Origin of the sequence: Desulfobulbus oligotrophicus (assembly GCF_016446285.1) — a bacterium.
Classification (GTDB): domain Bacteria; phylum Desulfobacterota; class Desulfobulbia; order Desulfobulbales; family Desulfobulbaceae; genus Desulfobulbus; species Desulfobulbus oligotrophicus.
In genome coordinates this window covers 881257-905777 of the sequence record NZ_CP054140.1, presented here as the reverse complement: position 1 = coordinate 905777, position 24521 = coordinate 881257, and the positions used below count along the sequence as shown (strand labels likewise).

The 24521-nt window shown below is 51.8% G+C and carries 24 protein-coding genes; 11 read left to right on the top strand and 13 right to left on the bottom strand.

All coding sequences use genetic code 11. From position 1 onward, the window contains the following. Positions 1-10 precede the first annotated feature (10 nt). From HP555_RS04195 to HP555_RS04175, 5 genes are all read left to right on the top strand, one after another. Positions 11-1195, top strand: a complete 1185-nt coding sequence (locus HP555_RS04195) for a vWA domain-containing protein (RefSeq protein WP_199263940.1) — start codon at positions 11-13, stop codon at positions 1193-1195. Positions 1196-1300: 105 nt separating this feature from the next. Next, entirely contained in the window at positions 1301-3940 is a 2640-nt protein-coding gene (locus tag HP555_RS04190) for an FHA domain-containing protein (protein ID WP_199263939.1), read from the top strand. Then, on the top strand, positions 3934-5388 hold the full coding sequence (locus HP555_RS04185) for a serine/threonine-protein kinase (protein WP_199263938.1): 1455 nt from the start codon (positions 3934-3936) through the stop codon (positions 5386-5388). Before HP555_RS04190 ends, HP555_RS04185 begins: the two co-directional genes overlap by 7 nt. Continuing rightward, positions 5385-5966 (top strand): hypothetical protein, encoded by a 582-nt coding sequence (locus HP555_RS04180; RefSeq protein WP_199263937.1) that lies wholly within the window; start codon positions 5385-5387, stop codon positions 5964-5966. Before HP555_RS04185 ends, HP555_RS04180 begins: the two co-directional genes overlap by 4 nt. Before the next feature lie 55 nt (positions 5967-6021). Beyond that, entirely contained in the window at positions 6022-6771 is a 750-nt protein-coding gene (locus HP555_RS04175) for a PP2C family protein-serine/threonine phosphatase (protein ID WP_199263936.1), read from the top strand. A 190-nt stretch (positions 6772-6961) separates the two neighbouring features. On the opposite strand, the gene HP555_RS04170 is transcribed toward HP555_RS04175, so the two are convergent. The 10 genes from HP555_RS04170 to HP555_RS04125 all read right to left on the bottom strand — a co-directional run bounded on the left by HP555_RS04170 (position 6962) and on the right by HP555_RS04125 (position 16812). After that, positions 6962-8332 carry an L-lactate MFS transporter gene (locus HP555_RS04170; RefSeq protein WP_199263935.1) on the bottom strand — a complete coding sequence of 457 codons (1371 nt, stop codon included), beginning with the start codon at positions 8330-8332 and terminating at the stop codon, positions 6962-6964. A 534-nt stretch (positions 8333-8866) separates the two neighbouring features. Further along, the gene (locus HP555_RS04165; protein WP_199263934.1) at positions 8867-10090 is read right to left on the bottom strand and encodes an LL-diaminopimelate aminotransferase; all 1224 of its coding nucleotides are present in this window, start codon (positions 10088-10090) and stop codon (positions 8867-8869) included. 56 nt (positions 10091-10146) lie between these two features. Then, positions 10147-10716 (bottom strand): LPS export ABC transporter periplasmic protein LptC, encoded by a 570-nt coding sequence (lptC, locus tag HP555_RS04160; protein WP_199263933.1) that lies wholly within the window; start codon positions 10714-10716, stop codon positions 10147-10149. Next, positions 10713-11354 (bottom strand): KdsC family phosphatase, encoded by a 642-nt coding sequence (locus HP555_RS04155; RefSeq protein WP_199263932.1) that lies wholly within the window; start codon positions 11352-11354, stop codon positions 10713-10715. Before HP555_RS04155 ends, lptC begins: the two co-directional genes overlap by 4 nt. Beyond that, positions 11347-12195 (bottom strand): 3-deoxy-8-phosphooctulonate synthase, encoded by an 849-nt coding sequence (gene kdsA, locus HP555_RS04150; protein WP_199263931.1) that lies wholly within the window; start codon positions 12193-12195, stop codon positions 11347-11349. Before kdsA ends, HP555_RS04155 begins: the two co-directional genes overlap by 8 nt. Position 12196: 1 nt before the next feature. Then, entirely contained in the window at positions 12197-13858 is a 1662-nt protein-coding gene (locus HP555_RS04145; RefSeq protein ID WP_199263930.1) for a CTP synthase, read from the bottom strand. Between the two features lie 189 nt (positions 13859-14047). After that, positions 14048-14485 (bottom strand): hypothetical protein, encoded by a 438-nt coding sequence (locus HP555_RS04140; protein WP_233249240.1) that lies wholly within the window; start codon positions 14483-14485, stop codon positions 14048-14050. Continuing rightward, positions 14445-15221, bottom strand: coding sequence for an amino acid ABC transporter ATP-binding protein (locus HP555_RS04135; RefSeq protein WP_269846856.1), 777 nt, complete (start codon positions 15219-15221; stop codon positions 14445-14447). Before HP555_RS04135 ends, HP555_RS04140 begins: the two co-directional genes overlap by 41 nt. Beyond that, on the bottom strand, positions 15208-15996 hold the full coding sequence (locus HP555_RS04130) for an amino acid ABC transporter permease (RefSeq protein ID WP_199263929.1): 789 nt from the start codon (positions 15994-15996) through the stop codon (positions 15208-15210). Before HP555_RS04130 ends, HP555_RS04135 begins: the two co-directional genes overlap by 14 nt. A 78-nt stretch (positions 15997-16074) precedes the next feature. Continuing rightward, a complete protein-coding gene (locus tag HP555_RS04125; RefSeq protein WP_199263928.1) occupies positions 16075-16812 on the bottom strand; it encodes a basic amino acid ABC transporter substrate-binding protein in 738 nt (245 codons plus the stop codon). A gap of 167 nt (positions 16813-16979) precedes the next feature. Between HP555_RS04125 and HP555_RS04120 the strand changes: the two genes are divergently transcribed. From HP555_RS04120 to HP555_RS04095, 6 genes are all read left to right on the top strand, one after another. Continuing rightward, on the top strand, positions 16980-17636 hold the full coding sequence (locus HP555_RS04120) for an OmpA family protein (RefSeq protein WP_199263927.1): 657 nt from the start codon (positions 16980-16982) through the stop codon (positions 17634-17636). A 298-nt stretch (positions 17637-17934) separates the two neighbouring features. Next, positions 17935-18585: a Fur family transcriptional regulator gene (locus tag HP555_RS04115; protein WP_199263926.1), complete on the top strand. Its 651-nt coding sequence runs from the start codon at positions 17935-17937 to the stop codon at positions 18583-18585. Positions 18586-18856: 271 nt separating this feature from the next. Next, positions 18857-19231 (top strand): desulfoferrodoxin, encoded by a 375-nt coding sequence (locus HP555_RS04110; RefSeq protein WP_199263925.1) that lies wholly within the window; start codon positions 18857-18859, stop codon positions 19229-19231. A gap of 26 nt (positions 19232-19257) precedes the next feature. Further along, entirely contained in the window at positions 19258-19416 is a 159-nt protein-coding gene (gene rd, locus HP555_RS04105) for a rubredoxin (RefSeq protein WP_199263924.1), read from the top strand. A gap of 174 nt (positions 19417-19590) precedes the next feature. Further along, positions 19591-19938, top strand: coding sequence for a DsrE family protein (locus HP555_RS04100; RefSeq protein WP_199263923.1), 348 nt, complete (start codon positions 19591-19593; stop codon positions 19936-19938). A 25-nt stretch (positions 19939-19963) separates the two neighbouring features. Then, positions 19964-21181 carry an FprA family A-type flavoprotein gene (locus HP555_RS04095; protein WP_199263922.1) on the top strand — a complete coding sequence of 406 codons (1218 nt, stop codon included), beginning with the start codon at positions 19964-19966 and terminating at the stop codon, positions 21179-21181. Between the two features lie 59 nt (positions 21182-21240). On the opposite strand, the gene cmk is transcribed toward HP555_RS04095, so the two are convergent. From cmk to gatA, 3 genes are read right to left on the bottom strand one after another with little or no spacing between them, the layout of a single operon-like run. Then, a complete protein-coding gene (cmk, locus tag HP555_RS04090; protein WP_199263921.1) occupies positions 21241-21936 on the bottom strand; it encodes a (d)CMP kinase in 696 nt (231 codons plus the stop codon). Next, positions 21923-23041 carry a histidinol-phosphate transaminase gene (gene hisC / locus HP555_RS04085; protein WP_199263920.1) on the bottom strand — a complete coding sequence of 373 codons (1119 nt, stop codon included), beginning with the start codon at positions 23039-23041 and terminating at the stop codon, positions 21923-21925. Before hisC ends, cmk begins: the two co-directional genes overlap by 14 nt. A 1-nt stretch (position 23042) precedes the next feature. Next, entirely contained in the window at positions 23043-24506 is a 1464-nt protein-coding gene (gene gatA, locus HP555_RS04080; protein WP_199263919.1) for an Asp-tRNA(Asn)/Glu-tRNA(Gln) amidotransferase subunit GatA, read from the bottom strand. Positions 24507-24521 lie beyond the last annotated feature (15 nt).

Sequence of the window (24521 nt, the reverse complement as noted above, 5' to 3'; positions counted from 1 at the left end):
ACAGTCATTTATGAAAAGTCGGCAAAAGGGAGCAGTCATGAAGTTGTGGAACAGACTACAGATTATTGCAAAAGAATTAATAATCCTGGCACTGGTGCTCGCAGTTGTACTGGCTGCCCATATCAGCCATGCTGCACCAGGAACGGTTGGCAACCAGGGCTATGGCCTTAAGATCTTTCGTGTTGAATCAGCTCTTTATCCATTCGTGCATGTGTACATGCGCACGTTTGACCAGGAGATGAACCCTCTGGTTAACCTCAACGTCCTGAACATCGGCGTTATGGTCGAGGGCAGAGCCTATGATCCACGAAAAAAACAGTACCTGATTCACCCCCTACGAGCCAGAGAAGAGGCAACCCGTTCTATTCTGGTGCTCGATACGAATAAAACCATCAAGGGAGCTGATTTTGAAGCCATGATCCGGGCAGCTGCCCGCTTCATTGACGCCAAACGGCCACAGGACCAGGTAGCGTTGCTGGCCCTTGACAGCAGCACAGAGGGCTACTCCATACTCTCCAACTTCGACCGGGAGCCCTCCACCCTGGGCCGTCGCCTGGCAGATCTGCAACCTCGCAGCGAAAAGACCAGGCTGTACGATGGCGTGGTTGCGGCCATGCAGATGGCTGCAAGTGCCGGTGGTGGTGACTCATCCAGTAATGTTGATTACGTGGTTTCCACCTCGATTGTTATCCTTGCCGGCGGCAGAGATGATGACAGCGCCATTAATCGCTCAGACCTGATGACTCGAATCTCCAACCTGAAAATTCCTGTTCCGATCTACTGTCTCGGTTTTGGAGAATCTGAGAGCAAGGAACAGCGCAATCTTCAGGCTTTATCAAAAAACTCCTTTGGCAAGCATTATCCGATCAGCAGTGCACACGATACCATTACCCGGAGTATTGAAGACATCCAGCATATCATGCAAAGCGATTATGTGCTCACCTTCCGTGCCTACATTCCAGTGGATGGTGAAAGCCACAACATAAAAGTAGGAGTAGAGTATCCCACCGGCAGCGGTATCATGTACTATGACACCTCATCATTTGAAGCCATTGAACCGCCGACCTTCCCTCAGATTCTTGAGATCCAGCAGAAGATCGACAGGTTGATCCCGGCTCTGAACAAAAACGACGAACTGTATATAAAAAATCCATTTGCTCCTCCAGCCGAACCACCCGGGGCCGGTAAACAGTAAAAATATCTATCGGATTCACCGCTCTTTACCCTTCAGCCCTCTGCACAGCCTTTCTGTTGCTCATCAGCAACAGAAAGGCTGTGCCCCTTGCCGGTTTCATAACCAATGCCCATGCAATCTGAACAGCCTGCGCCTATCATTACGGATGACGCCTATTTAGTGGCCCTGTACACCGGTCTTGCCCACCGAGAATATCGAGTGGGCAGCCAAGGTGTCACTATCGGCCGGGATGGTCATATCTGTACCATCGTGGTTGTTGATAAAACCGTCTCAAGATGTCATGCCCGCATTGTCAGCGACGGAACTGATCGGTACCGGCTCTTTGACCTTGACTCAACCAATGGGGTCTTTGTCAACGGCGATAAACTTGCCGGTTCACGCATCCTGAAGGATGGAGACCTGATTGGATTTGGTTCCCCTGCTGTCTCACATCTTCGTTTTCAACGGCACAGCAGCCGTGAACCTCGCCTGTTTACACTCCCCATGCAAACCAAATGGAGTATCGGCCGCAGTCGGGACTGTGATCTTTCCCTCCCCTTTGAACCCGCGGTAAGCAGCCGGCACGCCGAACTGGTCAATCACAACGGTGTGTTGCATCTCACCGATAATCGCAGCCTCAACGGCACCTGGGTCAACGGTAAACCAATCGAACACTGCATCCTCACCGGAACGGAAACAGTCATAATCGGTGCCACCCGCTTCCAGCTGAAACTGACCATAAATGGTTCTTTGCAGGTTCATCAGCGTGATTATGGCCAAGCCGTCCACCTGGAAGCAGTCTGCCTCAGCCGCTCGATCCAGCTGGCTGGTGTCCAGCGGACACTCCTGGACAGTATCACCCTGTCCATCGCCCCTGGCGAATTTGTCGGCATCCTCGGCCCTTCAGGGGCCGGTAAAACCACACTGTTGACCACTTTGGCTGGCGCGGTTCGTCCTGATCAGGGTCAGGTTCTTATTGACGAAACCCCCTTGGACGCCACGGGTGCAATGTTTCGCAATACAATTGGGTATGTACCGCAGGATGATATCCTTCATCCTGAACTCACCGTGGAAACCAGCTTCAACTATATTGCCCGTCTCCGTTTATCTCCCGACCTGACAGCATCCAGACGGGCAGACATCGTGGACAGTACCATTGAGACACTGGGACTTAGTCAGATACGACAAACACCAATTCATCGTTTAAGCGGCGGACAACGGAAGCGGGTCTCCATCGGTGCAGAACTTCTTGTCCGGCCCAGCCTGCTTTTCCTTGATGAACCCACCTCTGGTCTTGATCCCAGTACTGAAGAACGGCTGATGCAGTATTTTCGAGCGATTACACATAACGGCACCACCGTCATCATCACGACCCACGTCCTCTACAATCTTCGTCTTTTGGACAAGGTGGCCTTTCTCTCTCAGGGGAAACTGGTCTTTTTCGGAACTCCTGCCGAAGCACTTATTTTTTTCGGAACAGAAAGACAACCGCTGCGGCAACCGACCAGAATCTTTGATCTGCTCACCGGAGAAGACCATCTGCCAGACACAACCGAAGTCCTCCATCATGGCGATCAAGAACACATTGCCCTGTACTATGCAAACCGATACACCACATCTGCCCTGTCTCAAGAGCATATCGGCCAACACCTTTCTTCAGCCGCCCGAAAAATCTACACAGCATTGGCAGAACCAGCGCGCCCCCCGTCAAAAGACCGGAGACCGGGGCAGCTGTTGCATACCGTTGCCCGGTCACTGTCAAAGCAGATAAAGTGGATATCCCTTGTTGAGTCCTGCCGATCCTGGCATGTTTTGTCACGAAGACATCTGCATATCCGCAGCCACTCGATGCGAAGGTTACTTCTTTTTTTACTCGTCCCGGTGGTTCTCGCCCTGGCAACCCTGTCACAACCCTTTAAGGGCGTGGCATCCGACGAAACAGTGCACACCCGCCGGACAACTCTCCAGGAATCGGTCAGCCGGGGCGGTCCGCCCGTGGAAATAGTGCTCAAACAGCTGCTCTCACCATCGGGCACCCACGATCCCCGTTCTGCTGCCGAACTCCTGTACAGTCTTCGCTATGAAGGGGTCGCAAATTTACCGGTACCCATGAGCACTTTGCTCATGATGGTCATGACCGCTGTCTTTTCCGGAACCCTGCTGTCCTGCCTTGAAATTTCGACAGAACAATCAATTTATCGCAGAGAACGCCTGTCCTTTTTGCGAATTGTTCCCTATCTGTCTGCTAAACTCCCCTTCTGTATGCTAATGACCGGATTGCAGTGTCTTGTTTACGTGTCTCTCTGCTGGCTGCAACCGGCACTCCCCCTTGCCGCACTGCCGCTGGTTCTCGGTGTCATGATTGCAACGGCCTGGTGTTCCGTGTCCATCGGACTTGTGCTCAGTGCCGTGGACAGCAGCGGCGGCAGATTCTCAATTATGCTGGCTGTGGCCGTGGTCCTGCCGCAACTGCTTCTCTCAGGAGGGCTTGGCCCTGATTACTATGGGCAAATGTCCAGCAGCCACCAGTGGATAGCCGATCTTCTGCCGGCGCGATGGGGTTTGGAAATGATGTGTACGGCCCTGTTCGGTGCCTTTCAAGGGGAAGGTGTGGATTGGATTCCGCCTTTTGTCAGAGAAGTTATTGGTTTTGACTTTGGAGTTGCAGTTTATTATAGTGGTGCCGTAAGGTTGTTGGTTCTTTCTGTTCTCTGGCTGTTTCTCTGTGCAGGATTCCTGCATTTTCGTGACTATCACTCATGCTGAATGATGCGCCTACACTTCTCGATACCAGCGGTGTTATCCCCGGCCAGTCAGTAAACATTACCGGTGATAAAGACAGTCTGATTGCCCACAGATACCGTCTGTTACGATCGGTTGGCTCAGGAGGTATGGGAAACGTCTATTTAGCCAACGATCTGGTTTTAGAACGCCAGGTAGCAATAAAAACCGTCCGTTCAGAATTAAGCGGTAATGAGGAGTTACGCACCCGTATCAAGAGAGAGTGCCGTCTTCACGCGGCCATCGGTGCCCATGCCAATATCGTCACCCTGTATGACACGATTGAGGAAAACGGGCACATCTATCTGGTGATGGAATATTTTGCCGGTCAAACCCTGGCGGCTCGACTGACTGCCGGCAACGAGGCAAAAAGATTACCTCTGCACCTGGCTCTGGATATTGTCCGGCAAATCCTGCAGGCTCTGACGTGTATTCATGATCGGGATATCGTGCACCGCGATATCAAAACCTCAAACATCCTCCTGCAAAAACAGGATGATGGGCAGTATCTTGCCAAGTTGACCGATTTTGGTATCGCCCAACCCGATGTTGATGCAGCCATTGTCACCCGACTGACCTCGCTTGACACTCAGGGACCCGGAACCCCAGTTTATATGGCTCCGGAGCGGATTGATCCGCAAACCTTTGGTAGCATCAGTGTTGCCACTGATCTGTATGCGGTCGGGATCATTCTTTATGAAATGCTGACCGGTTCACCACCATTTACCGGAAGCATGACTGAAGTTTTCACCGGTCACCTGTTGCATACACCGAATCTGGACGTTCTGCCGGCAGACCTCCCGGTTCAGTTTGCCCAGGTGCTCACCAGGAGTCTTGCCAAACAACCAGCTGAACGCTTTCAAGCTGCAGGAGATTTTCTTGCTGCACTGGCAGGTATCAGGGAAGACACCTCACCTCTGCCCGAACGTGCCGCCTTCTGCGAGGCTACTGTGCTGGCTGTCGAAGAATATCAGACAGTGTCGCCCATCCCCGACGCAACCGTCCTGAGTTCTGATCTTAGCCATGCATTACCACTCGGCCACACATCACCCGCCCTGCTTCGAAAATGGTGGTGGGCCATTCCCCTGATGATCGGCCTCGTCATGGCTGGTGTATACCAGTTGAGCAGACAGCCGACCGTGTCGGCCTCTCCTCCGGCACCCAACGAAACCTTGTCTTCGACCCCGTCCCCATCAACTGGAACCACAGCCCCTGCTCCCTCTCCTCCCTCCACGGAAAAAACAGAACCGGTCGAGGCCGGGGCAGCTCTGCAGGCCCTTGAACAGGCCCGCCAACAAAATACTGTCAAACCACCACCACCTGTCGTTCCTGCTCAAACAGTCTTATCACCACCGCAAGGCACATCCGCCCCCGTCATCAGACGTGCCAGTGAGTGGCGGGTGACTGAAAATCATACCCGCAAAATACAGTGACTGCTCAAATTTTCATGTTGCGTAAAACACTGTTTTCTCTTGTTCCTTTTATTTTTTTTTCCTTCATTGTCTCTACTCCGATCATGGTTACCATCGGAGCAGAAACCGGATACGCGGCAGGTAGAGGCAAATCACGGAACACTGTTGAAGTATTTTTTGATGATCTCGGTAGATCAATCCGGCAGACAACCCGTCAACTAACCGGGAGTTCCCGGCCAAAGACACGATCTACAACCCGCAAACACCGAAAAGAACCAGCCGTGAGCATCAATCGGTCAACCCTGGCACCAACAGAGGTCTATAAGGGCGAACAGGTGACACTCACTCTGCGTTACGTGGTTCACGGTGCACCTGCTGCCGGATTAAAGGTGAGAGAGCGAAGTGCATTAAGCAAAGACGGCAAGGAGCTCACAGTGCTAAAAGATGAAACAACGCTGAAGACAAACGGTACCTGGGAAAATACGTTGAGCTTTGCAGTTCCCACCTCAGCAAAATCCGGGAACTATTCGGTCACACTGCAGCTCAGCAGTCAGGGGAAAAGCACCCGGGCCCGACGATCCTTTACTGTCCTCCATTGAGCAACCGTGCATACCCTGCCCCGTCAATCACTCCACCAATCAAGACAGCAATAGCATGCAACTTGTCGAGGGAACCTGTCAACTTCTTGGAATACCCGCTACTTATGCCGGTGCCACAGATAAAGGTCGTGTTCGTCCCTGCAACGAAGACAACCTGCTCCTTGCTCCTGAAACCGGTGTGTTTGCCGTAGCCGATGGCCTGGGAGGACTTGATGCCGGTGACCTTGCCAGTACCATAGCACTCTCCCGTCTACGCGATCTGAGTTTCCGTCAGGAGAGAGTCTCTGCAGATCCCCGCGATCAGATACAGGCCATGGTTATGGATGTCAATCAATACACCTACAGACAACGCATGGCTTTAGGAAAAAAAATGGCCACGACTCTGGCAATGGTCCGTTTTTTTGATCATACCGTATCTGTTGCCCATGTTGGTGACAGCCGCATCTATCACTTGCATGATGGCAACCTGGTAAGACTGACGCATGATCATTCCCTGGTTAACGATCTCTGCACGCAAGGCGTCTTGACAGCCCACCAGGCACAGTATTTTCCACAACGTCACGTCATCACCCGTGCCATCGGAGCTGAAGCAGTTGTTCAGCCCAGTATCACACAGTTCGAATGTGCGCCGGGAGATACGCTCCTACTCTGCACCGACGGTTTGACCTCCATGGTGGATGAAGAGGTTATAACTTCTTGTATGGCCCGGTCAACCAGAGCCGGGAACACGGTTGAACAACTCGTCAGCCTGGCTAACAGAGCCGGAGGGCGGGATAACATCACGGTGGTGGTGATAACAACATAGTCGTGTCGAAAGGAGAATAATCGCCAGACGCCGGGGGGCCTTTCACCCCTTTGCTGAAAACGAACTGAAGGAGGGGACGGCACAATAAAAAAAGCCACTATCCGGAAAATAACGGACAGTGGCTTTTTTTGTAGCTCCAGCAAGCCGAGCTGGAGCTTTTAACAAGAGGAATCGTTTTAAAACCCGTCTCTTAGGCGGGCTTCTTCTCCGGCGCCTTCAAGGTACTCAGGATAATAACCGCAACTGCCAGGATCACAGCTGATACGACAAAAGGTATAAGGAAAGATCCGGTCATAGCCCTGAGCTGACCACCAAAGTAAGGACCACAGAAGCCAGCCACACCCCAGGCGGTAAACAGCAGACCATAGTTGGATCCTTGGGCGGTTGGCCCGTAGTACTGCAGCGTTGTTGCCGGGAACAGAGTAAACATGGCACCGTAGTTCCAACCAATCAGAGCCGCAATTGCCGCCAAGAAAGTGGCATTGGAGCCTGCGGGGGAGAGCAGAAGCATTGCACCCACCTGCAGGATAAACAGCGTGACGAATATTTTCTTGGTGCCGATCTTGTCCGCCAACGGGCCGATCAGAATACGAACCAGAGCATTGAAGATAGCCAGGGTACTGGGCGCACCGGCAGCGGCCATGGCAATGTTCTTCGCTTCCTGAGCCGGAATCTCAGCAGCGGCATCAAGTGCATTTTTCGCCTTGTAGGCCAGGCTCATGGCATCAATACCATGGGCGGCAATCAGACCGATAACCATCAGACCGGCAAAAGAACCGCAGAAGTATGCAACCCACAACAGCCAGAACTGTGCGGTTTTTTTGGTCTCCTCATAGGTGTAATCACGATACGCTTTCGGCCCGCCACTACCGGCAGCAGGAGCCGGAGGGTTCCAGCCCGCCGGTTTGTAACCAGGAGGCGGTACCTTCAGGCAGAGGGCGGCCAAAACAACCATGATCCCCATAGCAATACCAACATACTTAAATACCGGGAGAGCACTCCCATTGCCGATACCAGGCGAGTTGATCATGTACGTAGCCATCGGCGCCATGATGAAGGAGCCCAGTCCAAGACCGACAACGGTGAAACCTGTAGCCAGGGCGCGACGATCAGGCCACCATTTGGGCGCAGTGGCGATCGGTGGAAGATATACGCAACCACCGCCAAATCCGGCAATGACACCATAGTACAGGTAGAGCATATAGAGTGGTTTTTGTCCGGCAGCCTTGGCTGCATCACCACCGGCAGCGATCACCGCCGGGTCCGGAGGACTGATTGTAGAAACCATGTAAAAGCCAAAGGCCATGATAATACCGCCGATGAGGACAACGTTTCGTGGACCGAACTTGTCACTTAAACGTCCGGCAGGAAAGGTCATCAAGCCGAAAATTAAACAGATGATGGCATAAGCCAAAGCGACCTGCGGTACTGTCCAACCGAACTGTGCTTGCAGAGGCTTGATGAAAACGCTAAAGGCGTACAACAATAAACCGCAAGTGGTGCTGCCCAAAAGTCCTCCAAGTAGTGGTATCCACCTTGGAAATGTAGTTTGTTCTGACATTTATGCACTCCCCCTCTTTTGAAGTTTTGTTGAACTGCTTACTGCGTAGGAATGTTTTTTGGCTTTAGCTGATCCTTCCTCCTCCTTTCATGCTGAATAATCTTAAGGTTATCTGTCTTCTCCCCACTTTAGGCCACGTACCGGTGACTATAAAAGAGTTGGAAAGTGCTGTCAACGAACAAAATCAAGGATTTGGGGCTGTTTCCGCACTTTTTAGACCCCATATTTTTTTAAGCGTGCCAAACAATGATTCACCATTCAGTGCCAGTATCCTGAAGATATTAACTATATCTCCTCATCGATATCTGACCTTACAGTCCACGGTTCTCCCGGTCATAATGACCAGAGCAAAAAAGCGAAAGATAAAAAAGAAATGCAGTTAAGATCCGCCAGGAATCACTGCCGGGAGATCAGCGTCTGCATATTCTATCAACCCGGATGCATGTCCACGGCAGGTGAAGAATGTATAATAACCAGTCCTGTTCATCGGACTGACCGGACAGGCCATATAGCTACCAATGACATTATCTGACCCTAGCTCAACGCCTCTTTAATCCGCGTCATCGCCGTGATCACATTGGCCTCTGAGTTGAACGCCGACAAACGGATGTATCCCTGGCCACACTTTCCAAACCCGGCCCCCGGTGTACACACCACCCCGGCCCTGCTCAACAGCAGATCGAAAAAATCCCAGGAATCCTCCTTGGCTTCGATCCACACATAGGGTGCATTATCACCACCAACGGCATGAAATCCCAACGCCGCCATGCCCTGGCGAATGATCCTGGCGTTGGCCATATATCCATCGATTAACGCCTTGCACTGCTCCCTGCCTTCAGGTGAATAGGTAGCTTCGGCAGCTCGTTGTACAGGGTAAGAGACACCGTTGAACTTGGTGCTGTGCCGGCGATTCCAGAGGGGATGAATAAGTTGTCTGTTGCCCTGGCTGTCAAATGCCCTGCACTCCTTGGGGACCACGGTAAAAGCACAACGGGTACCGGTGAATCCGGCACTTTTGGAGTAGCTGCGAAACTCTATCGCCACCTCGCGCGCCCCTTCAATCTCATAGATTGAGCGGGGTAATTCGGGATCACGGATATAGGCCTCGTAAGCGGCATCAAACAAAATCAGTGCCCTGTTCTCCCTGGCAAACTCCACCCAGGTTTGTAACTGCTCCCTGGTGATGGTGGATCCGGTTGGGTTGTTGGGAAAACAGAGATAGATCAGGTCTACCTGTTCCTCCGGCAATGCAGGCACATAGTTATTGGCCCTGGTTGAGTCCAGATACACTATTCCCTCGTAGCGACCATCTCTGAACTGTCCGGTACGCCCTGCCATAACATTTGTATCAAGATAAACAGGATAAACCGGATCAGGAACGGCAACTTTAACATCTGTGGCAAACAGTTCCTGGATGTTGCCGGTATCGCACTTCGCTCCGTCGGAGACAAAAATTTCATCAGCCTGGATTGCAGCACCATGTGCCTGAAAGTCATGTTTGGCAATTGCTTCACGTAAAAAACCGTAGCCCTGTTCCGGCCCATAGCCACGAAACCCGGCAACTGTCCCCATCTCATCCACGCCCCGGTGCATGGCCTGGATGCACGCCTGTGGCAGAGGATTGGTCACATCACCAATACCCATCCTGATGATCTCAACGTCAGGGTGTGCAGCCTGAAACGCGGCAACACGCCTGGCGATGTCGGAAAAAAGGTAAGAGGCCTGTAATTTCAGATAATGTTCGTTAATTGTTAACATGGATTCATTCCTTCTGTGAAACAGCTGCCTGCACAGCAATAGTTTGAACAAGCCACCTAAAGAGTAACCTTGACCCGATCGCTGAACTCAAATCCTTCGGTGGCAAAATCATAGTCCATGCGGCCGGCATGCAACCGCATGTTCGGTGTGTCGATGGTTACTTTACCAGGACTGACCAACATCTTATCGGCATCATCATACTCGAGACGATCAGACAGCAGGACCTGGTTTTTGGTCGGCTTTGTCACCTTGACGTGATCGACAAGGATCAGGTGACGTTGGTTAATAAAGTAGGTTCCTCTGCGACTTTCGATATTGACGGGATCACGATCAGCCCCGATGTACATGGCACTGACCGTCTCCATTGCCAACTCATGCTCGTTGCCGGTGGTATATGCACGGTCGGCATCGATCAGCCACTCTTCCTTCCCTTCGCTGGTCATGGTTATAACCACAGCATCCATAACGAAGTTCTGCATTGGTGACTCATCTTGCGGTTGCACCAGCTTAAGATTGTACCCTCCCCGAGGGGCCAGAAAGGCGCTTAACGGCGGCTGCCACAAAGGATAGGTTATGAACAGCGGCAAGGGGAGCAACCAGAGGAGGTTGCGAGGATTTTTGATCATCGGTCAAACCTGGCTCGCATCCGCACGAGATTCCCCTGGGATTCCAGGATAAGATCGCACACCTCACGTACTGCCCCCCGGCCTCCACCGCGACCGGTCACATAATGAACGCGCTGTTGAATCTCCATCACCGCATCAGCAGGAGCAGCGGCAAAGCCGGCTCGATTGAGAACAGGTAAATCCAACAGGTCATCACCCATGTATGCTGTCTGGGGTGGTCGTAATCCGGTTTCCTTGAGAATAGTTTCATACACAGCGAGCTTATCCTTCTTGCCCTGAAAAACATGGGTAAGCCCCAGGTCACGGGCACGGCGCTCAACCGCCTCAGAACTGCGGGCAGTAATGATTCCCACAGCAACACCACTGTCCTGTAAAAGTTTAATTCCCATCCCATCCTGAGTGTGAAAAGTTTTCGCCTCAACATGATCAGAGATATAGGTTATGCTCCCATCCGTGAGCACCCCGTCAACATCAAGCAACAACAGCCGTACCTGCCGGGCGCGGGGTAAAGCCGCTTGCCAGGCATCACTGCGCACCATTGACACCTGGCGAGATAAGGCTCGGCTGCGAAGGGCTTCGGTCAGCTCACAGTCCGTGGGATATCCACCATTGGCCACACCACAGTCCCGGCTAGACATCGGTCACTCCGGCTACCGCCTCGCGCACCGCCAGCAGTTGTTTCAGCAGGGGTTCAACCTCGGCAAGCGGTAAAGAGTTAGGCCCATCACACAGGGCACTGTCCGGTTTTGGGTGTACCTCCAGAAAAAGTCCATCAATACCAACGGCAACTGCTGCACGGGCCAGGGCTGGAATAAACTCACGCTGTCCTCCTGAACTGCCGCCTGCACCCCCGGGTAACTGCACCGAATGAGTGGCATCGTAAACAATCGGGTAACCAAAGCTCCGCATCACCCGCAGGGACCGCATGTCCACCACAAGATTATTGTAGCCGAAGCTGGTACCCCGCTCGGTGAGTAAAATCCGCTCATTGCCGGCACTTCGCACCTTATTCACCACATACTCCATCTCCCAGGGTGAGACAAACTGCCCCTTTTTGACATTGACCACCTTGCCGGTGCGGGAAGCGGCTACAAGCAGGTCGGTCTGACGGCAGAGAAAGGCAGGAATCTGCAGGATATCAAGATAATCGGCAGCCATCTCGGCCTGAGCCGGTTCATGAATATCCGAGGTTACCGGCACTCCGACCTCCTCACGTAACCGGCCAAGAATACGAAGCCCTTTTTCTGCACCAGGACCGCGAAATGAGGAAAGAGAGGTTCGGTTCGCCTTATCAAAAGAGGCCTTGAATATATAGGCAATACCAAGCCGATCGGCAATAGCCTTCACTTCGCGCGCGATCTCCCAGGCAAGATCACCACTCTCCAGTACACAGGGGCCTGCAATCAGCAAAAACGGTGATCCAGGGCCAATGGTGATCTGGCCGGACGGCGTGGCATTCAGGGTAACAGAGGTAAGCATTTCAAACATTCCTGTTTTTTTTGTGATTGATTGCCGCTTTAATGAAATCGCGAAACAAAGGGTGCGGGCGCATCGGTTTGGATTGAAATTCGGGATGAAACTGACACCCCACAAACCAGGGATGATCGGCCAGTTCAATGATCTCCACCAGAGAGTTGTCGGGTGAAGTGCCGCTCACAACCAGACCAGCCTTCTCCAGTCGGTCACGATAACTGTTATTAAACTCATAGCGATGACGATGCCGTTCGCTGATCTCTTCACGGTCATAAGCAGCGCGAGCAAAGGTGCCGGGCTTGAGGATACAGGGGTAGGCACCGAGACGAAGGGTGCCGCCGATGCCGGTTTCTCGGCTGCGTTTTTCAGTTTTCCCGGTTCGAAAATCAAACCATTCACTCATCAGGTAGATGACTGGATGCGGTGTAGTCGGATCAAACTCTTCTGAGTGAACCTCTTCGATTTTAGCGATGTTACGGGCAAATTCGACCACGGCCAGCTGCATTCCCAGGCAAATACCGAAAAAAGGAATCCTGCATTCCCTTGCATACTGAACCGCCTTGATTTTCCCCTCCATACCACGGCTCCCGAACCCGCCGGGTACCAGGATACCATCGCAGTTCTCGAGTTTTTCCTGATCGGTACCGTCCTCTAATCCGTCGGCACTGATATATTGCAGGGCAACCTTCACATCACTGGCAATGCCGCCATGGACCAGAGCCTCATGCAGACTCTTGTAAGACTCTGTCAGATCGACATATTTCCCGGTGATCCCGATGGTTACGGTATCCTTGAGGTTCTTGATCCGCCGAACCAGCCGTTCCCAGGGTTCCAGATTTGGTGCACCTGTCCAGATTCCAAGTTTTTCAAGGATACGGTCATCCACCTCTTCTTCCCGCAACTTAAGCGGCAGTTCATAAATCGAATCAACATCAACAGCAGAAATGACGGCGTTAGCGTCGACATTACAAAAAAGAGCGATTTTCTTTTTCAAATCTTCGGTCAGCGAAACATCGGCCCGACACATCAGGATGTCCGGCTGAATGCCGGAAGCCAACAACTCTTTAACCGAATGCTGTGTTGGTTTTGTTTTCACCTCTCCTGCGGTCTTAATATAGGGAACCAGGGTCAGGTGAATAAACAGGGTGTACTCCCGGCCGAGATCAGTGCGCAACTGGCGTATGGCCTCAATGAACGGTAACCCTTCGATGTCACCGACCGTTCCGCCGATCTCAATGATTGCGACATCGGCGCAGCCGTCCAACTGAACGATCGCCTCTTTAATCTCATCGGTAATGTGGGGTATAACCTGCACCGTTCCTCCCTGATACTCCCCCCGCCGCTCCTTCATGATCACCGAGAAGTAAATCCGTCCCGAGGTATAGTTGTTTTTTTTGCCCATCACCGCGCTGGTGAAACGCTCATAATGGCCCATATCCAGATCCGTCTCTGCTCCATCATCAGTCACATACACCTCACCGTGTTGAAACGGATTCATGGTGCCGGGATCAACGTTGATATACGGATCAAGCTTCTGGAAGGTGACAGTGAGGCCGCGGGACTCAAGAAGAGAACCAATGGAGGCCGCGGACAACCCCTTGCCAAGAGAGGAAAGCACGCCACCGGTAATAAAAATAAATTTCGTCTTTTTGCTCAAAGAGGCTTTCATGCACATGTTCCTTTCCGGCGAAAAAAAGAGAGCGGCGTAATGCCGCATGAATGTAAACTGGCTGGGAGCAAAATATACACGATCGTATCCGGCTTTACAAGCCTCCCCCATCTGGAAACCACTTGCTGCAATCTCCTGTTTTTTCAGGAAAAAACTTTAGGATTCAAGGTCCAGCCCGGTCTTTTACAATCACCAGAACATGGCGACCAGATCAAGAATAGACTGCTGTTGTGTTTGAGTCAAAGCAATAAAGGGGGAGTTGTCGTACGTGGTGTCACGATTTTCCACGATCAGCACTTTGGCATCAACACTGAGGGTGTGTGTGTGCCAGACAGCCCGACGGACATTATGCACATGCCCTGGGGCAAGATCTACTCCATGAATCCTGGTGACGGACTCATCGCCTTCCCCAACAAAAAGAATGCAGCGGCCGGCAAGCAGAACAAAGACCTCATCAGTCTCATTGTGACGTTGCATACGGGTCAGGTTGCCGGGAAGTAAATCCGGACTGAAGTTGAGCAGTGCAACCCGCCAACTCTCAAAATCAACCAGGGGCCTGTAGCCGGGGCTGTCGTAATGGAAGATCTCAATCAAACGGTTGGGAAGAGTCATTGGTCGGATAAACAAGGGTCTGCTTCAGGAAGTTTCGGGTACGAGGGTTCTCGGGACTCGTAAAAAACCGGTGGGGCGAAGACGCCTCGACAATGGCACCGGCATCCATGAAAACAACGGTATCCGCCACCTCACGGGCAAACCCCATCTCATGCGTCACCACCACCATGGTCATACCTTCGCTCGCCAGTCTCATCATAACCGCCAGCACCTCGCTGGTCATTTCAGGGTCCAGGGCTGAAGTCGGCTCGTCAAAAAGCATGATCTTTGGTTCCATGGCAAGAGCGCGGGCAATGGCAACCCGTTGCTGCTGTCCACCGGAAAGCTGAACAGGGAAATGAGCAGCCCGGTCACGCATACCAACCTTGTCAAGTAAGGCCATTGCCAGGGTTTCAGCCTGCTCTCTTTTCATCTTTTTCAGTTTAATCGGTGCAAGAGTCAGATTCTCCAAAACGGTTTTATGGCGAAAAAGATTGAAGTTTTGAAAAACCATGCCCACTTCCATACGGATACGATTGATATCTTCTCCTTCACCGTACAGATTGCGACCATCGATATGAATGGTCCCCGCATTGATGGATTCAAGTCGATTGATGGTACGCAGCAGAGTCGACTTGCCTGACCCCGACGGCCCCAGGATAACAACCTTCTGGCCGGCCTTGACATCAAGGCTGACCTCGCTGAGTGCCCGGAAGTCACCAAAATATTTTGTGACACGGTGCAGACGGATAATCGGATCAGCGGCGGTCATAGTAACTCAACCGGTATTCCATTAAACTGATGAGTTTGGACAGGATTAGAGTGATCACCAGATAGATTAAAGCGATCATGGTATAGGTTTCAAAGTAGTTGAAACTCTCAGACGCATATTCACGCCCCCGCCGAAGGATATCGGATACCGCCAAAATGGACACCAGCGAAGTGTCTTTCAGCAAAGCGATAAACTCATTTCCCACCGGAGGCAGTATGGTTCGCCAGGCCTGCGGCAAAACAACATAGGTCATGGTTTGGCGCGGGTTGAACCCCAAAGACTGTGCGGCTTCGGACTGTCCATAATCAATGGACTGAATACCGGCCCGAAAAACCTCGCCCATATAGGCACCATAACAAAAAGCCATGGCGATCACCGCTGCAACCAGATCCGGAACCCGGACAAGTCGGCCCAGAGCGTAATAGATGTAAAACAACTGAACGAGTAAGGGGATGCCACGAACCACCTCAACATACAGCGAAGCGATCAGGTTTATAAAACGGTTGCGGGAGATACGTCCAAGACCGGTTACCAGCCCGATGAAGATCGCCAGCGAAATCGACAGCACTGTCACCTTGAAAGTGATCACAACACCATCGGGAACAAAACGAAGAATAGTGAGATACGGATCCGGCTTTATCCAGGGCAGCACGACAAGGAGTGTAGCGGCACCGATCAAAGCCAGCCACCAGGCAGAAACCAGACCCCTGTCTTCCGCCCTTGGTATGGCCGCTCCGTCTCCGATCTCGATTGTGGTCCTTTCCGGTTCTGACATGGCCGGCCTCACCTTATTTGAGCCATGGTGTTGCAACGCAACTCGTCCATTCCGACTACCAAACGCACTGACAGGCGATTATTGACCAATCCACTTCTCTTTTAACTCTCTGTCGATCCCCTTGGCCTTAACAGCTGCAATGCCCCTGTTAATCAAGGCGAGTGTCTCGCTGTTTCCCTTGTTAACAGCCACACCATAGTTTTCAGCTTCCCCTGATTCAATAACCGCAACTATCTTCAACCTGTCTTTGTACTTATCCAAAGCGTAGTTGGCAGCGACCGGATCATCGCAGACCACGGCGGCAATACGGTCCACGTTCAGATCTTCCATGGCCAAACCAACCTCATCATACGATTTGGCCTCAACACCATCCGCAGCCTTGATGGCAAAGTACCCGGTCGTCCCGATCTGACCACCGACCTTCCGCCCCTTGAGATCGGCCAGGCTTGTTGCCTGGGAGGCCTTGTTGACAATCAATGCCTGACGAACCGTGTAATACGGTTCACTGAAGTCCATGACCCTTTTTCGTTCCTTGGTGATGGAGACAGAACTGACAACAGCATCATATTTTCCGGAGGCCAATCCGGAAAAGATGCCGTCCCAGGCGGTGTTTTTAAAAACCGGCTTAAACCCGGCTTCCCGACCGGCGGCCGTCATAAAATCAATGGAAAACCCGACGACCTGCTTCTGATCATTAACAAACTCCATGGGCGGCCAGGTGGCGTCGGTGGCAAAGACAATAGTGGTCTCAGCATAAACAGCACCGCATAAAGTCAACAGAAAGAGCGAAACAGCGGCAAATAAGGTTTTGGACATGGCTTCCCCGCAGCAAAGGTTATGATGTTTGTTCTTCCATCTACCATCCCCCAAAAAGACCCGCAAGAAAAAGGTAAAAGAAACGCATGTCAGCACCAGCACAAAATCGAAAAAAAGAGAGGCGAGCTTTTTCTTGACGTCTCCGGTTGGTTCTAGGTATAGATGAAATGGATTTTTTACGTTATTCACCCTTACCGCGAGGTCAACTCATGAATGTGCTTTCCCGTCTTTTCCTTGCAGTAACTCTTTTTTGCACCCTGGCGCTGTTAGGCGCCTGCGGACCCAAGACTGTTGCTCCTTACGCCGGAGGGGGGACCGGAGCCGCGACGGAAGACACCGGTGACAACCGCCTGGGCACCATCACTGAAGAGTTCAGCTCCGGAACCGAAGGACTTGATTCCACAGGACGTGGTAATGGTGATGGCGGTGGCAGCCTGTACGGTGACGCTGACCAGCAAAGCGATGCGTATAAGCGAGAGCACGGCCGCAGTTCGCCTGAGTTTAAACCTGTCTACTTTAACTTTGATGAATCAGGCATCAGGAGCGATCAGGTTCCCAACATGGAACACAACGGTGATTACCTGAGAAACAATCCGTCAGCCCACGTGCTCATTGAAGGGAACACCGACATTCGCGGAACCAGTGAGTACAACCTTGCCCTTGGCGAAAGACGAGCAGTGGCCGCTCAAAACTATCTCCGTGAATATGGTGTTGACGAAAGCCGTATCCGGACCGTCAGTTACGGCAAAGAACGACCGCTGTTCACCGGTCAGAGTGAAGACGACCACACCTATAATCGCCGTGATGATTTTATCCTCGAATAGTTGCCTGATCACCAGTCAGTGAGCCGGCCTGTGTTGGCTCACTGACTCTCCGCGATCCCCTCCTTGCGACCGGTTCCCCTCAGAAATCTCTGAACAAACCACACTTTAAAGAAACGGGTAACGGTCACCCCCACCGCCGCCTCCCTGCTCAACAGTCAGAGCAAATCGTAACTACTACATATAACAACCTCAATTAAAAGTAGAGATATAGATTTAGAATGGTAAAGTTTTGACCTTTTCGCCTTGACATGAAAATGATTATCAATTACATGTGGGTGATATTTTCACAGATATTACTATGCGACAATTTCCACGTAGAACACATCAGCGCGAAACCATTCTCCAGGAACTGGCCAGGTGTAAAGATCACCCGACAGCAGAGGAGTTGTATAAACGCATCAAAAAAAAACTGCCCCGGATCAGTCTGGCAACTGTATACCGGAACCTCGAAACCCTGGCCAATGTTGGTATCATTAAAAAACTGGAGGTCAGCGGCCGGCACAATCGGTTTGACTGGGATACAACCGATCACGATCATGTGTACTGTGTCAAATGTCATCGGATTGATAATATTGACACTGTACCCCGCACCCTTCCTTTGATTGAGCCGACACAGCTACAGGGGTATCACGTTACCGGATGCAGGATTGAATTCTACGGAATTTGTCCGCAATGCTCTCAGAAACATCAAACCAACCGTAAGGGAGAACAAGATATGGCCGATACCACATGTAAAACCACCCCGCTCAACGAAAAGCAACGGCTTGTCCTTGAAGCACTTGCAAAAACGTCTGAGCCTTGCGGCAGCAAGGAACTGGCTGCTGCTACGGGACTTGAAACCAAACAGGTCAGTTGTCAGATAACCGCCCTCAAAAACAAAGGGTATGTGGCCAGTCCTGTCCGCTGCAAATACGAAATCACCCAACAGGGTGAAGGTGCACTTGCGTAAATGCTGCACCTTTGTCAAGTGGTCGAAAAAATCTCCACTCCCGTCTTTCCACCCTGTTCAGCACAGAGTTCACCATGTTTGCCGGCTCCAACGAGCCCTGTCGGGGAGTGCTGATACCACGAGAATGAAGGTGCAGGTGGACAATTGTCCCTTTCCCTGCAAACAAAGATGTTTTATGTTGCACTGCAGACGTGTTGGCGTTGATAAGCAGTGTTGTTGCACTATTACTCATCAGAAACCAAAGATTATCATCTGACAAGGAGAACATGCCATGACCAAGAAGAACGAAGTCTACAAATGCGCCCTCTGTGGAAACATAACTGAGGTTCTTCACATCGGTGCCGGTGAACTGGTCTGCTGCGGCCAGCCGATGGCCCTGATGACTGAAAACACCGTTGATGCATCCAAAGAAAAACACGTACCGGTTGTCACGAAAGTCGCTGATGGATATAAAGTTGTAGTGGGATCAACCCCTCACCCCATGGAAGAAAAGCACTGGATTGAATTTATTGAGCTGATTGCCGATGGTAAGGTGTACCGCCAGGATCTCAACCCGGGAGACGCACCGGAAGCCACATTTTGTGTTCAGGCAGATCAGATAACCGTACGAGAATACTGTAACCTGCATGGCTTGTGGAAAGCTTGAACTGTAATTCAACAAAAGGATACAACATGAAAAAATACGTCTGTACTGTTTGTGGTTATGTATACGATCCGGCTCAAGGCGACCCCGACAACGGTGTGGCCGCAGGAACCGCCTTTGAAGATGTCCCCGAAGACTGGACCTGCCCTGTTTGCGGTGTTGGTAAAGATGAGTTCGAAGAGGCGTAACTATCGGAGCTGACCGACACTGTCATTGTGTACGTGTTTATACATCTGTTGATGACGGCATCTCGCCCAAGAGATGCCGTCATTTTCCTTTATTGACCAACCTCAGACACCGCACCACCTGTTGTAGTTAATCAGATCACTCCTGATCGACACCCAACTTCTCGGAGATACTTCATGAAGAAGCATGTCTTTTTCGCATTCCGCGATAACCCGCTCTGTTTTATCCACGTGCTATTGAACAGTCTTGATATGGCTGCCAAGGGGATGGAAGGTAAAATTGTCCTCGAAGGAGAAGCCGTTACCCTGGTACCCATTATGGCCGACAGCAGCCATTTCCTTCACCCTCTGTACCGTAAGGCACGGGAGCAGAATCTGTTCATCGGGGCCTGTCGGGCCTGCTCCGCCAAACTCAACGTGACCGACGCCATAACAAAAGAAAATATACCGTTAATCGGTGAAATGTCCGGTCATCCGGCGATGTCTGCATTCATTGATCAGGGGTACACCATTCTGACCTTTTAATTCACCTGTTCAGAGGAATTTGCTCATGAGAAAAATTAAACTGGCGAACAATATCTACTGGGTAGGTGCAGTTGATTGGATCACCCGGGATTTCCACGGGTACTCCATCAACGGCACCACGTACAATGCCTTCCTTATTATCGATGACAAGGTCACCCTGATCGATACGGTTAAGGGGCCGTATACAGGCGAGCTGCTTCACCGGATTCGGAACATCATTGATCCGAAAAAAATTGATTATCTTGTGGTGAACCACGTTGAAATGGACCACTCCGGAGCGCTCCCGGAAATAATGGAAGCCATCAACCCGGAAAAAGTCATCTGCTCAAAGATGGGGCACAAGGCGCTGTTACAACACTTCCATCGTCCGGACTGGCCGTATCATGTGGTCACTTCCGGTGAGGAAATACGTCTTGGGCAACGGACACTCAGTTTCCTCGAAACTCGGATGTTACACTGGCCGGATTCAATGTTCACCTATCTGAAAGAAGATCAGATTCTGTTCAGCAGTGACGCCTTTGGTGCCCACTTTGCAAGCAGCGAGCGCTTTGACGATGAGGTGAGTCAAGATATCCTCATGCGTGAGGCGACCAAATACTACGCAAATATCCTCACCCTCTACTCACCTTTTGTCCAGAAGCTGCTGGCCCAGGTGCAGGAGATGCAACTCCCGATAAAGATGCTGGCTCCGGATCATGGTGTTGTCTGGAGAAGCAACCCTGCTGCAATCATTGAGGCATACTCCCGCTGGTGTACTCACCAGGGGAACGGCAAGGCCCTGGTGATCTACGATACCATGTGGGACTCCACTAAAATGATGGCCAGGGCAGTGGCCGAAGGGCTGCATGAGCAGGGTGTTGAATACAAGTTGTTTGATCTGCAGGTCAACCACCGCAGCGATGTCATGACAGATGTGCTCGAGGCCAGCGCTCTGGTTCTTGGTTCATCCACTCTCAACAACGGTATGCTGCCGAGAATGGTCGACTTTCTCATGTATATGCGCGGTCTGCGGCCTGCCAAAAAGGTTGCCGCCACATTTGGCTCTTATGGATGGTCTGGTGAGGCGGTTGGCATGATGAATGCTATTATCAAAGAGCTGGACATCGTCCTCTGTCACAAGGGACTCAAAGTGCCATATGTACCTGAACATGGTCAACTTGGGCAGTGTGTGGAGCTTGGACGCACGGTCGGCAGGGCAATGCAGGCCATGATGGCCGGTGAAAAAGTTGAATCCGTCCTGTAGAAAGTGGACGTTTTTTCGATTTTAATTCAGTGTTTCCACTCTGGAAACACTGAGTTTTTTTAATGGGTGCTGCAGGGGTTTTCCTGAATTATCCGGAGCATCAGGTTGACCACCTCCGCAACGTCCAGACCAGTTGAATCTATAATATGGGCATCAGCTGCAGCCATAAGCGGGGCTATGGAACGCTCACTGTCCTCTTTATCGCGTTGAACAATCTGTTGAAGCAACGCCTGTTCATCCACCTCCATCCCCTTGCTTCGCAGTTGAGCAGCACGCCTGTGGGCTCGCACCTCAGGGCTCGCATCCAGAAAAAACTTCCAGGCAGCCTGCGGAAAAACCACGGTGCCGGTATCGCGCCCTTCGGCAACAATATACCCGGCTGCCCCCATTTCCTGCTGCATTCCGGTTAAACTGGCTCGGACCAATGGCATGGCCGAGACCCTTGACGCCAACATTCCCATCTCGGGAGTTCGAAGAGACGTTCCCACCTCCCGATCGTTTATCAGTACGCGCACATCATCCTCACCAGGATCGGGTGGTAAGAGTGTGATACGCAACATACTCAACAAGTTTGTCACCCTGGCGTTATCGTCAGGATCGATACCCTGTTCACGGCACTGGTAGGCCACTGCCCGGTACATTGCCCCAGTGTCGAGATAGGTAAATTGCAGCTTGGCTGCCAGCAGCCGGGATACCGTTGATTTACCCCCGCCGGAAGGACCATCGATGGTAACAATCGGTTTACGTCCGGACATAACCCAAGTCCTGCAGGCAGTCACGAAGCGCGGTAACAAACCGCTTGTTCTCATCAGCAGTACCTACGGTGATCCGGATAAAATCCGGATACCCATAGGCCTTCATCGAACGGACAATCACGCCTTTGTACAACATCGCCTCGTAAAGACGAGTTGCATCACCACGAACATCGATGAGGAAAAAATTGGCATGAGACGGGTACGCCTGACAGCCGAGCTCTGTCACTGCTTTACTCAACCACCTTCGGCCTTCAGTGGTTGACCGCAGTGTGTGTTGATAATGATCAAGGTCTTCCAGGGCGGCAAGCGCTCCGGTCTGGGCCAAGAGGTTGACATTGAAGGGTTGACGCACCCGGTGGAGTTGATCAGCAACCCGTGAATGCATCACGCCGAACCCAACCCGTAACCCGGCAAGACCAAAGGCCTTGGAAAAGGTACGAAGTGAAACCACGGCCGGCAGGGCTTCGGATCGACGGATATATTCGAGGATATCGATCCGTTGCTCATGTTCAGCAAAGTCAACGTAGGCCTCATCCACCACCACAATCACCGACTCGGGCAGACCGGTGAGAAAAGAATGAAACTCTTCCCGGCCAATCAACGTCCCGGTCGGATTATTGGGATTGTCTATAAATATCAACCGGGTTCGATCCGTCACCGCCGCTGTGATCGCCTCCAGGTCGTGGCGCATCTTCTTAAGCGGAATAATCACATTGACACCGCCGCGAACCTGGACAAACTTCTGATACATCAAAAAGGAAGGATGACTGGTCAGGACCATATCATCGTTGTTGACAAAGGCCTTGACCAAAAACTCGATAACCTCATTGGATCCATTGCCAAGGACGATTTCTTCGGGATTGGCACCAATCCACCGGGCCACTGCCGCGGTGAGTGAATAACTGGACCCATCCGGATAGCGATGCAGATTGGAAAGCATGGCGGTAATAGCAGCCACAGCCGCGGGAGAAGGACCCCACGGGTTCTCATTGGATGCCAACTTGATGGCGTTCGTCACCCCGTATTCACGCTCCAGCTCATCTATGGGTTTACCTGGTGGATAAGGGACAATAGCAGCAATATGCTGTTGAATAGGAAGTTGCATATCAGACGATGACCGGTTTTTTTCCTGTAACGCCGGCACGTTGTTCAAGATTGAAGGCCGCTTTAAACAAAACAGGTTCATTAAAGTGCGAAGCCTGGAGCTGCAAGCCGATCGGCAATCCGTCGCGGCTGAATCCGCAGGGAACCGACATCGCCGGAATTCCGGAAAGGTTTGCCGAAATAGTCAAAATATCGGAAAGATACAAAGCCAACGGATCGTTGATCTTTTCACCCAACTTCCAGGCCGGAGTCGGACTGACCGGAGAGACCAGCAGATCACAGCGAGTAAAGGCTTTCATGAAATCTTCCCTGATCAGGGTACGTACCTGTGAAGCTTTCCTGTAGTAGGCATCGTAATAACCGGCTGAAAGAGCATGGGTACCGATGAGAATACGGCGTTTAACCTCGTCACCAAACCCCCCGGAGCGGCTGCGGCTGTACATCTCCAGCAAGGATGTCGCGTCACAGTCACGGTAACCGTACCGCACTCCATCAAAGCGTGCCAGGTTGGAGCTGGCCTCAGCCGGGGCGATGAGATAAAAGGCTGCTACGCAGTAGTCGGTATGCGGCAGGCTGACCTCAACCAGCTCGGCTCCGGCCTCCTTAAGCTGTGCAATACCCTCTTGAACGACCTTTTCCACATCAGGATTAAGTAACCCGGATTTAAAATATTCCTGTGGAATACCGATGGTTACACCGTGCAACCCTTCTTGCAGGGCTTCCGTATAGTCAGGAACCGATCGGTTCTGCGAAGTCGAATCCAATGGATCGTGTCCGCTGATAACGTCCATGAGTATTGCGCAGTCGCGGACATCCTTGGTCAGTGGTCCAACCTGGTCAAGGGAAGAGGCAAAGGCGACCAGTCCGTATCGAGAGACTCGACCGTAGGTCGGCTTCATGCCGACAACACCACAGAGTGAGGCGGGTTGGCGAATCGAGCCACCGGTATCGGAACCAAGTGCGGCAAAACACTCGTCTGCTGCCACAGCTGCAGCTGAACCACCGCTGGATCCACCGGTGATGAAGTCACGATTCCAGGGATTATGCGGTATCGTGAAGGCAGAGTTCTCATTGGTCGAACCCATGGCAAACTCATCCATGGTCAACTTCCCAAGCAGAACAGCGCCAGCCTGTCTGAGTTTTGTCACCACCGTCGCATCGTACGGAGCAACAAAGTTTTCAAGCATCTTTGAACCACAGGTCGTCGGCAAAGATCTGGTGCAGAAGTTATCTTTTACTGCCAGAGGTATACCGCAGAGCGGACCGGCCGCACCTTTTTTTCTCGCAACATCGGCCTGTTCCGCCTGACGTAGTGCCCCTTCTCGATCAAGGGTCAGGTAGGCCTGGATGAGGGGGTCAACAGCAGTTATCCGGTCAAGAACAGCTTCGGTCAAGGCAACGGAAGTTACCTCTTGGTTCCGGAGTCGATTTAAGGCCTCGGCAAGGGTGATTGTGATGATACTCATGCGTTCATTCTTAAG

Coding starts and splice junctions, on each gene's coding strand:
- HP555_RS04165 (WP_199263934.1), bottom strand. CDS start 10,090: ATGTTAACAATTAACGAACATTATCTGAAATTACAGGCCTCTTACCTT.
- HP555_RS04155 (WP_199263932.1), bottom strand. CDS start 11,354: ATGTCTAGCCGGGACTGTGGTGTGGCCAATGGTGGATATCCCACGGAC.
- HP555_RS04110 (WP_199263925.1), top strand. CDS start 18,857: ATGACCAAGAAGAACGAAGTCTACAAATGCGCCCTCTGTGGAAACATA.
- kdsA (WP_199263931.1), bottom strand. CDS start 12,195: ATGCTTACCTCTGTTACCCTGAATGCCACGCCGTCCGGCCAGATCACC.
- cmk (WP_199263921.1), bottom strand. CDS start 21,936: ATGTCCGGACGTAAACCGATTGTTACCATCGATGGTCCTTCCGGCGGG.
- HP555_RS04100 (WP_199263923.1), top strand. CDS start 19,591: ATGAAGAAGCATGTCTTTTTCGCATTCCGCGATAACCCGCTCTGTTTT.
- HP555_RS04115 (WP_199263926.1), top strand. CDS start 17,935: ATGCGACAATTTCCACGTAGAACACATCAGCGCGAAACCATTCTCCAG.
- lptC (WP_199263933.1), bottom strand. CDS start 10,716: ATGATCAAAAATCCTCGCAACCTCCTCTGGTTGCTCCCCTTGCCGCTG.
- HP555_RS04095 (WP_199263922.1), top strand. CDS start 19,964: ATGAGAAAAATTAAACTGGCGAACAATATCTACTGGGTAGGTGCAGTT.
- HP555_RS04145 (WP_199263930.1), bottom strand. CDS start 13,858: ATGAAAGCCTCTTTGAGCAAAAAGACGAAATTTATTTTTATTACCGGT.
- HP555_RS04175 (WP_199263936.1), top strand. CDS start 6,022: ATGCAACTTGTCGAGGGAACCTGTCAACTTCTTGGAATACCCGCTACT.
- rd (WP_199263924.1), top strand. CDS start 19,258: ATGAAAAAATACGTCTGTACTGTTTGTGGTTATGTATACGATCCGGCT.
- HP555_RS04190 (WP_199263939.1), top strand. CDS start 1,301: ATGCCCATGCAATCTGAACAGCCTGCGCCTATCATTACGGATGACGCC.
- HP555_RS04170 (WP_199263935.1), bottom strand. CDS start 8,332: ATGTCAGAACAAACTACATTTCCAAGGTGGATACCACTACTTGGAGGA.
- HP555_RS04195 (WP_199263940.1), top strand. CDS start 11: ATGAAAAGTCGGCAAAAGGGAGCAGTCATGAAGTTGTGGAACAGACTA.
- gatA (WP_199263919.1), bottom strand. CDS start 24,506: ATGAGTATCATCACAATCACCCTTGCCGAGGCCTTAAATCGACTCCGG.
- HP555_RS04135 (WP_269846856.1), bottom strand. CDS start 15,221: ATGACCGCCGCTGATCCGATTATCCGTCTGCACCGTGTCACAAAATAT.
- HP555_RS04120 (WP_199263927.1), top strand. CDS start 16,980: ATGGATTTTTTACGTTATTCACCCTTACCGCGAGGTCAACTCATGAAT.
- HP555_RS04185 (WP_199263938.1), top strand. CDS start 3,934: ATGCTGAATGATGCGCCTACACTTCTCGATACCAGCGGTGTTATCCCC.
- HP555_RS04130 (WP_199263929.1), bottom strand. CDS start 15,996: ATGTCAGAACCGGAAAGGACCACAATCGAGATCGGAGACGGAGCGGCC.
- hisC (WP_199263920.1), bottom strand. CDS start 23,041: ATGCAACTTCCTATTCAACAGCATATTGCTGCTATTGTCCCTTATCCA.
- HP555_RS04125 (WP_199263928.1), bottom strand. CDS start 16,812: ATGTCCAAAACCTTATTTGCCGCTGTTTCGCTCTTTCTGTTGACTTTA.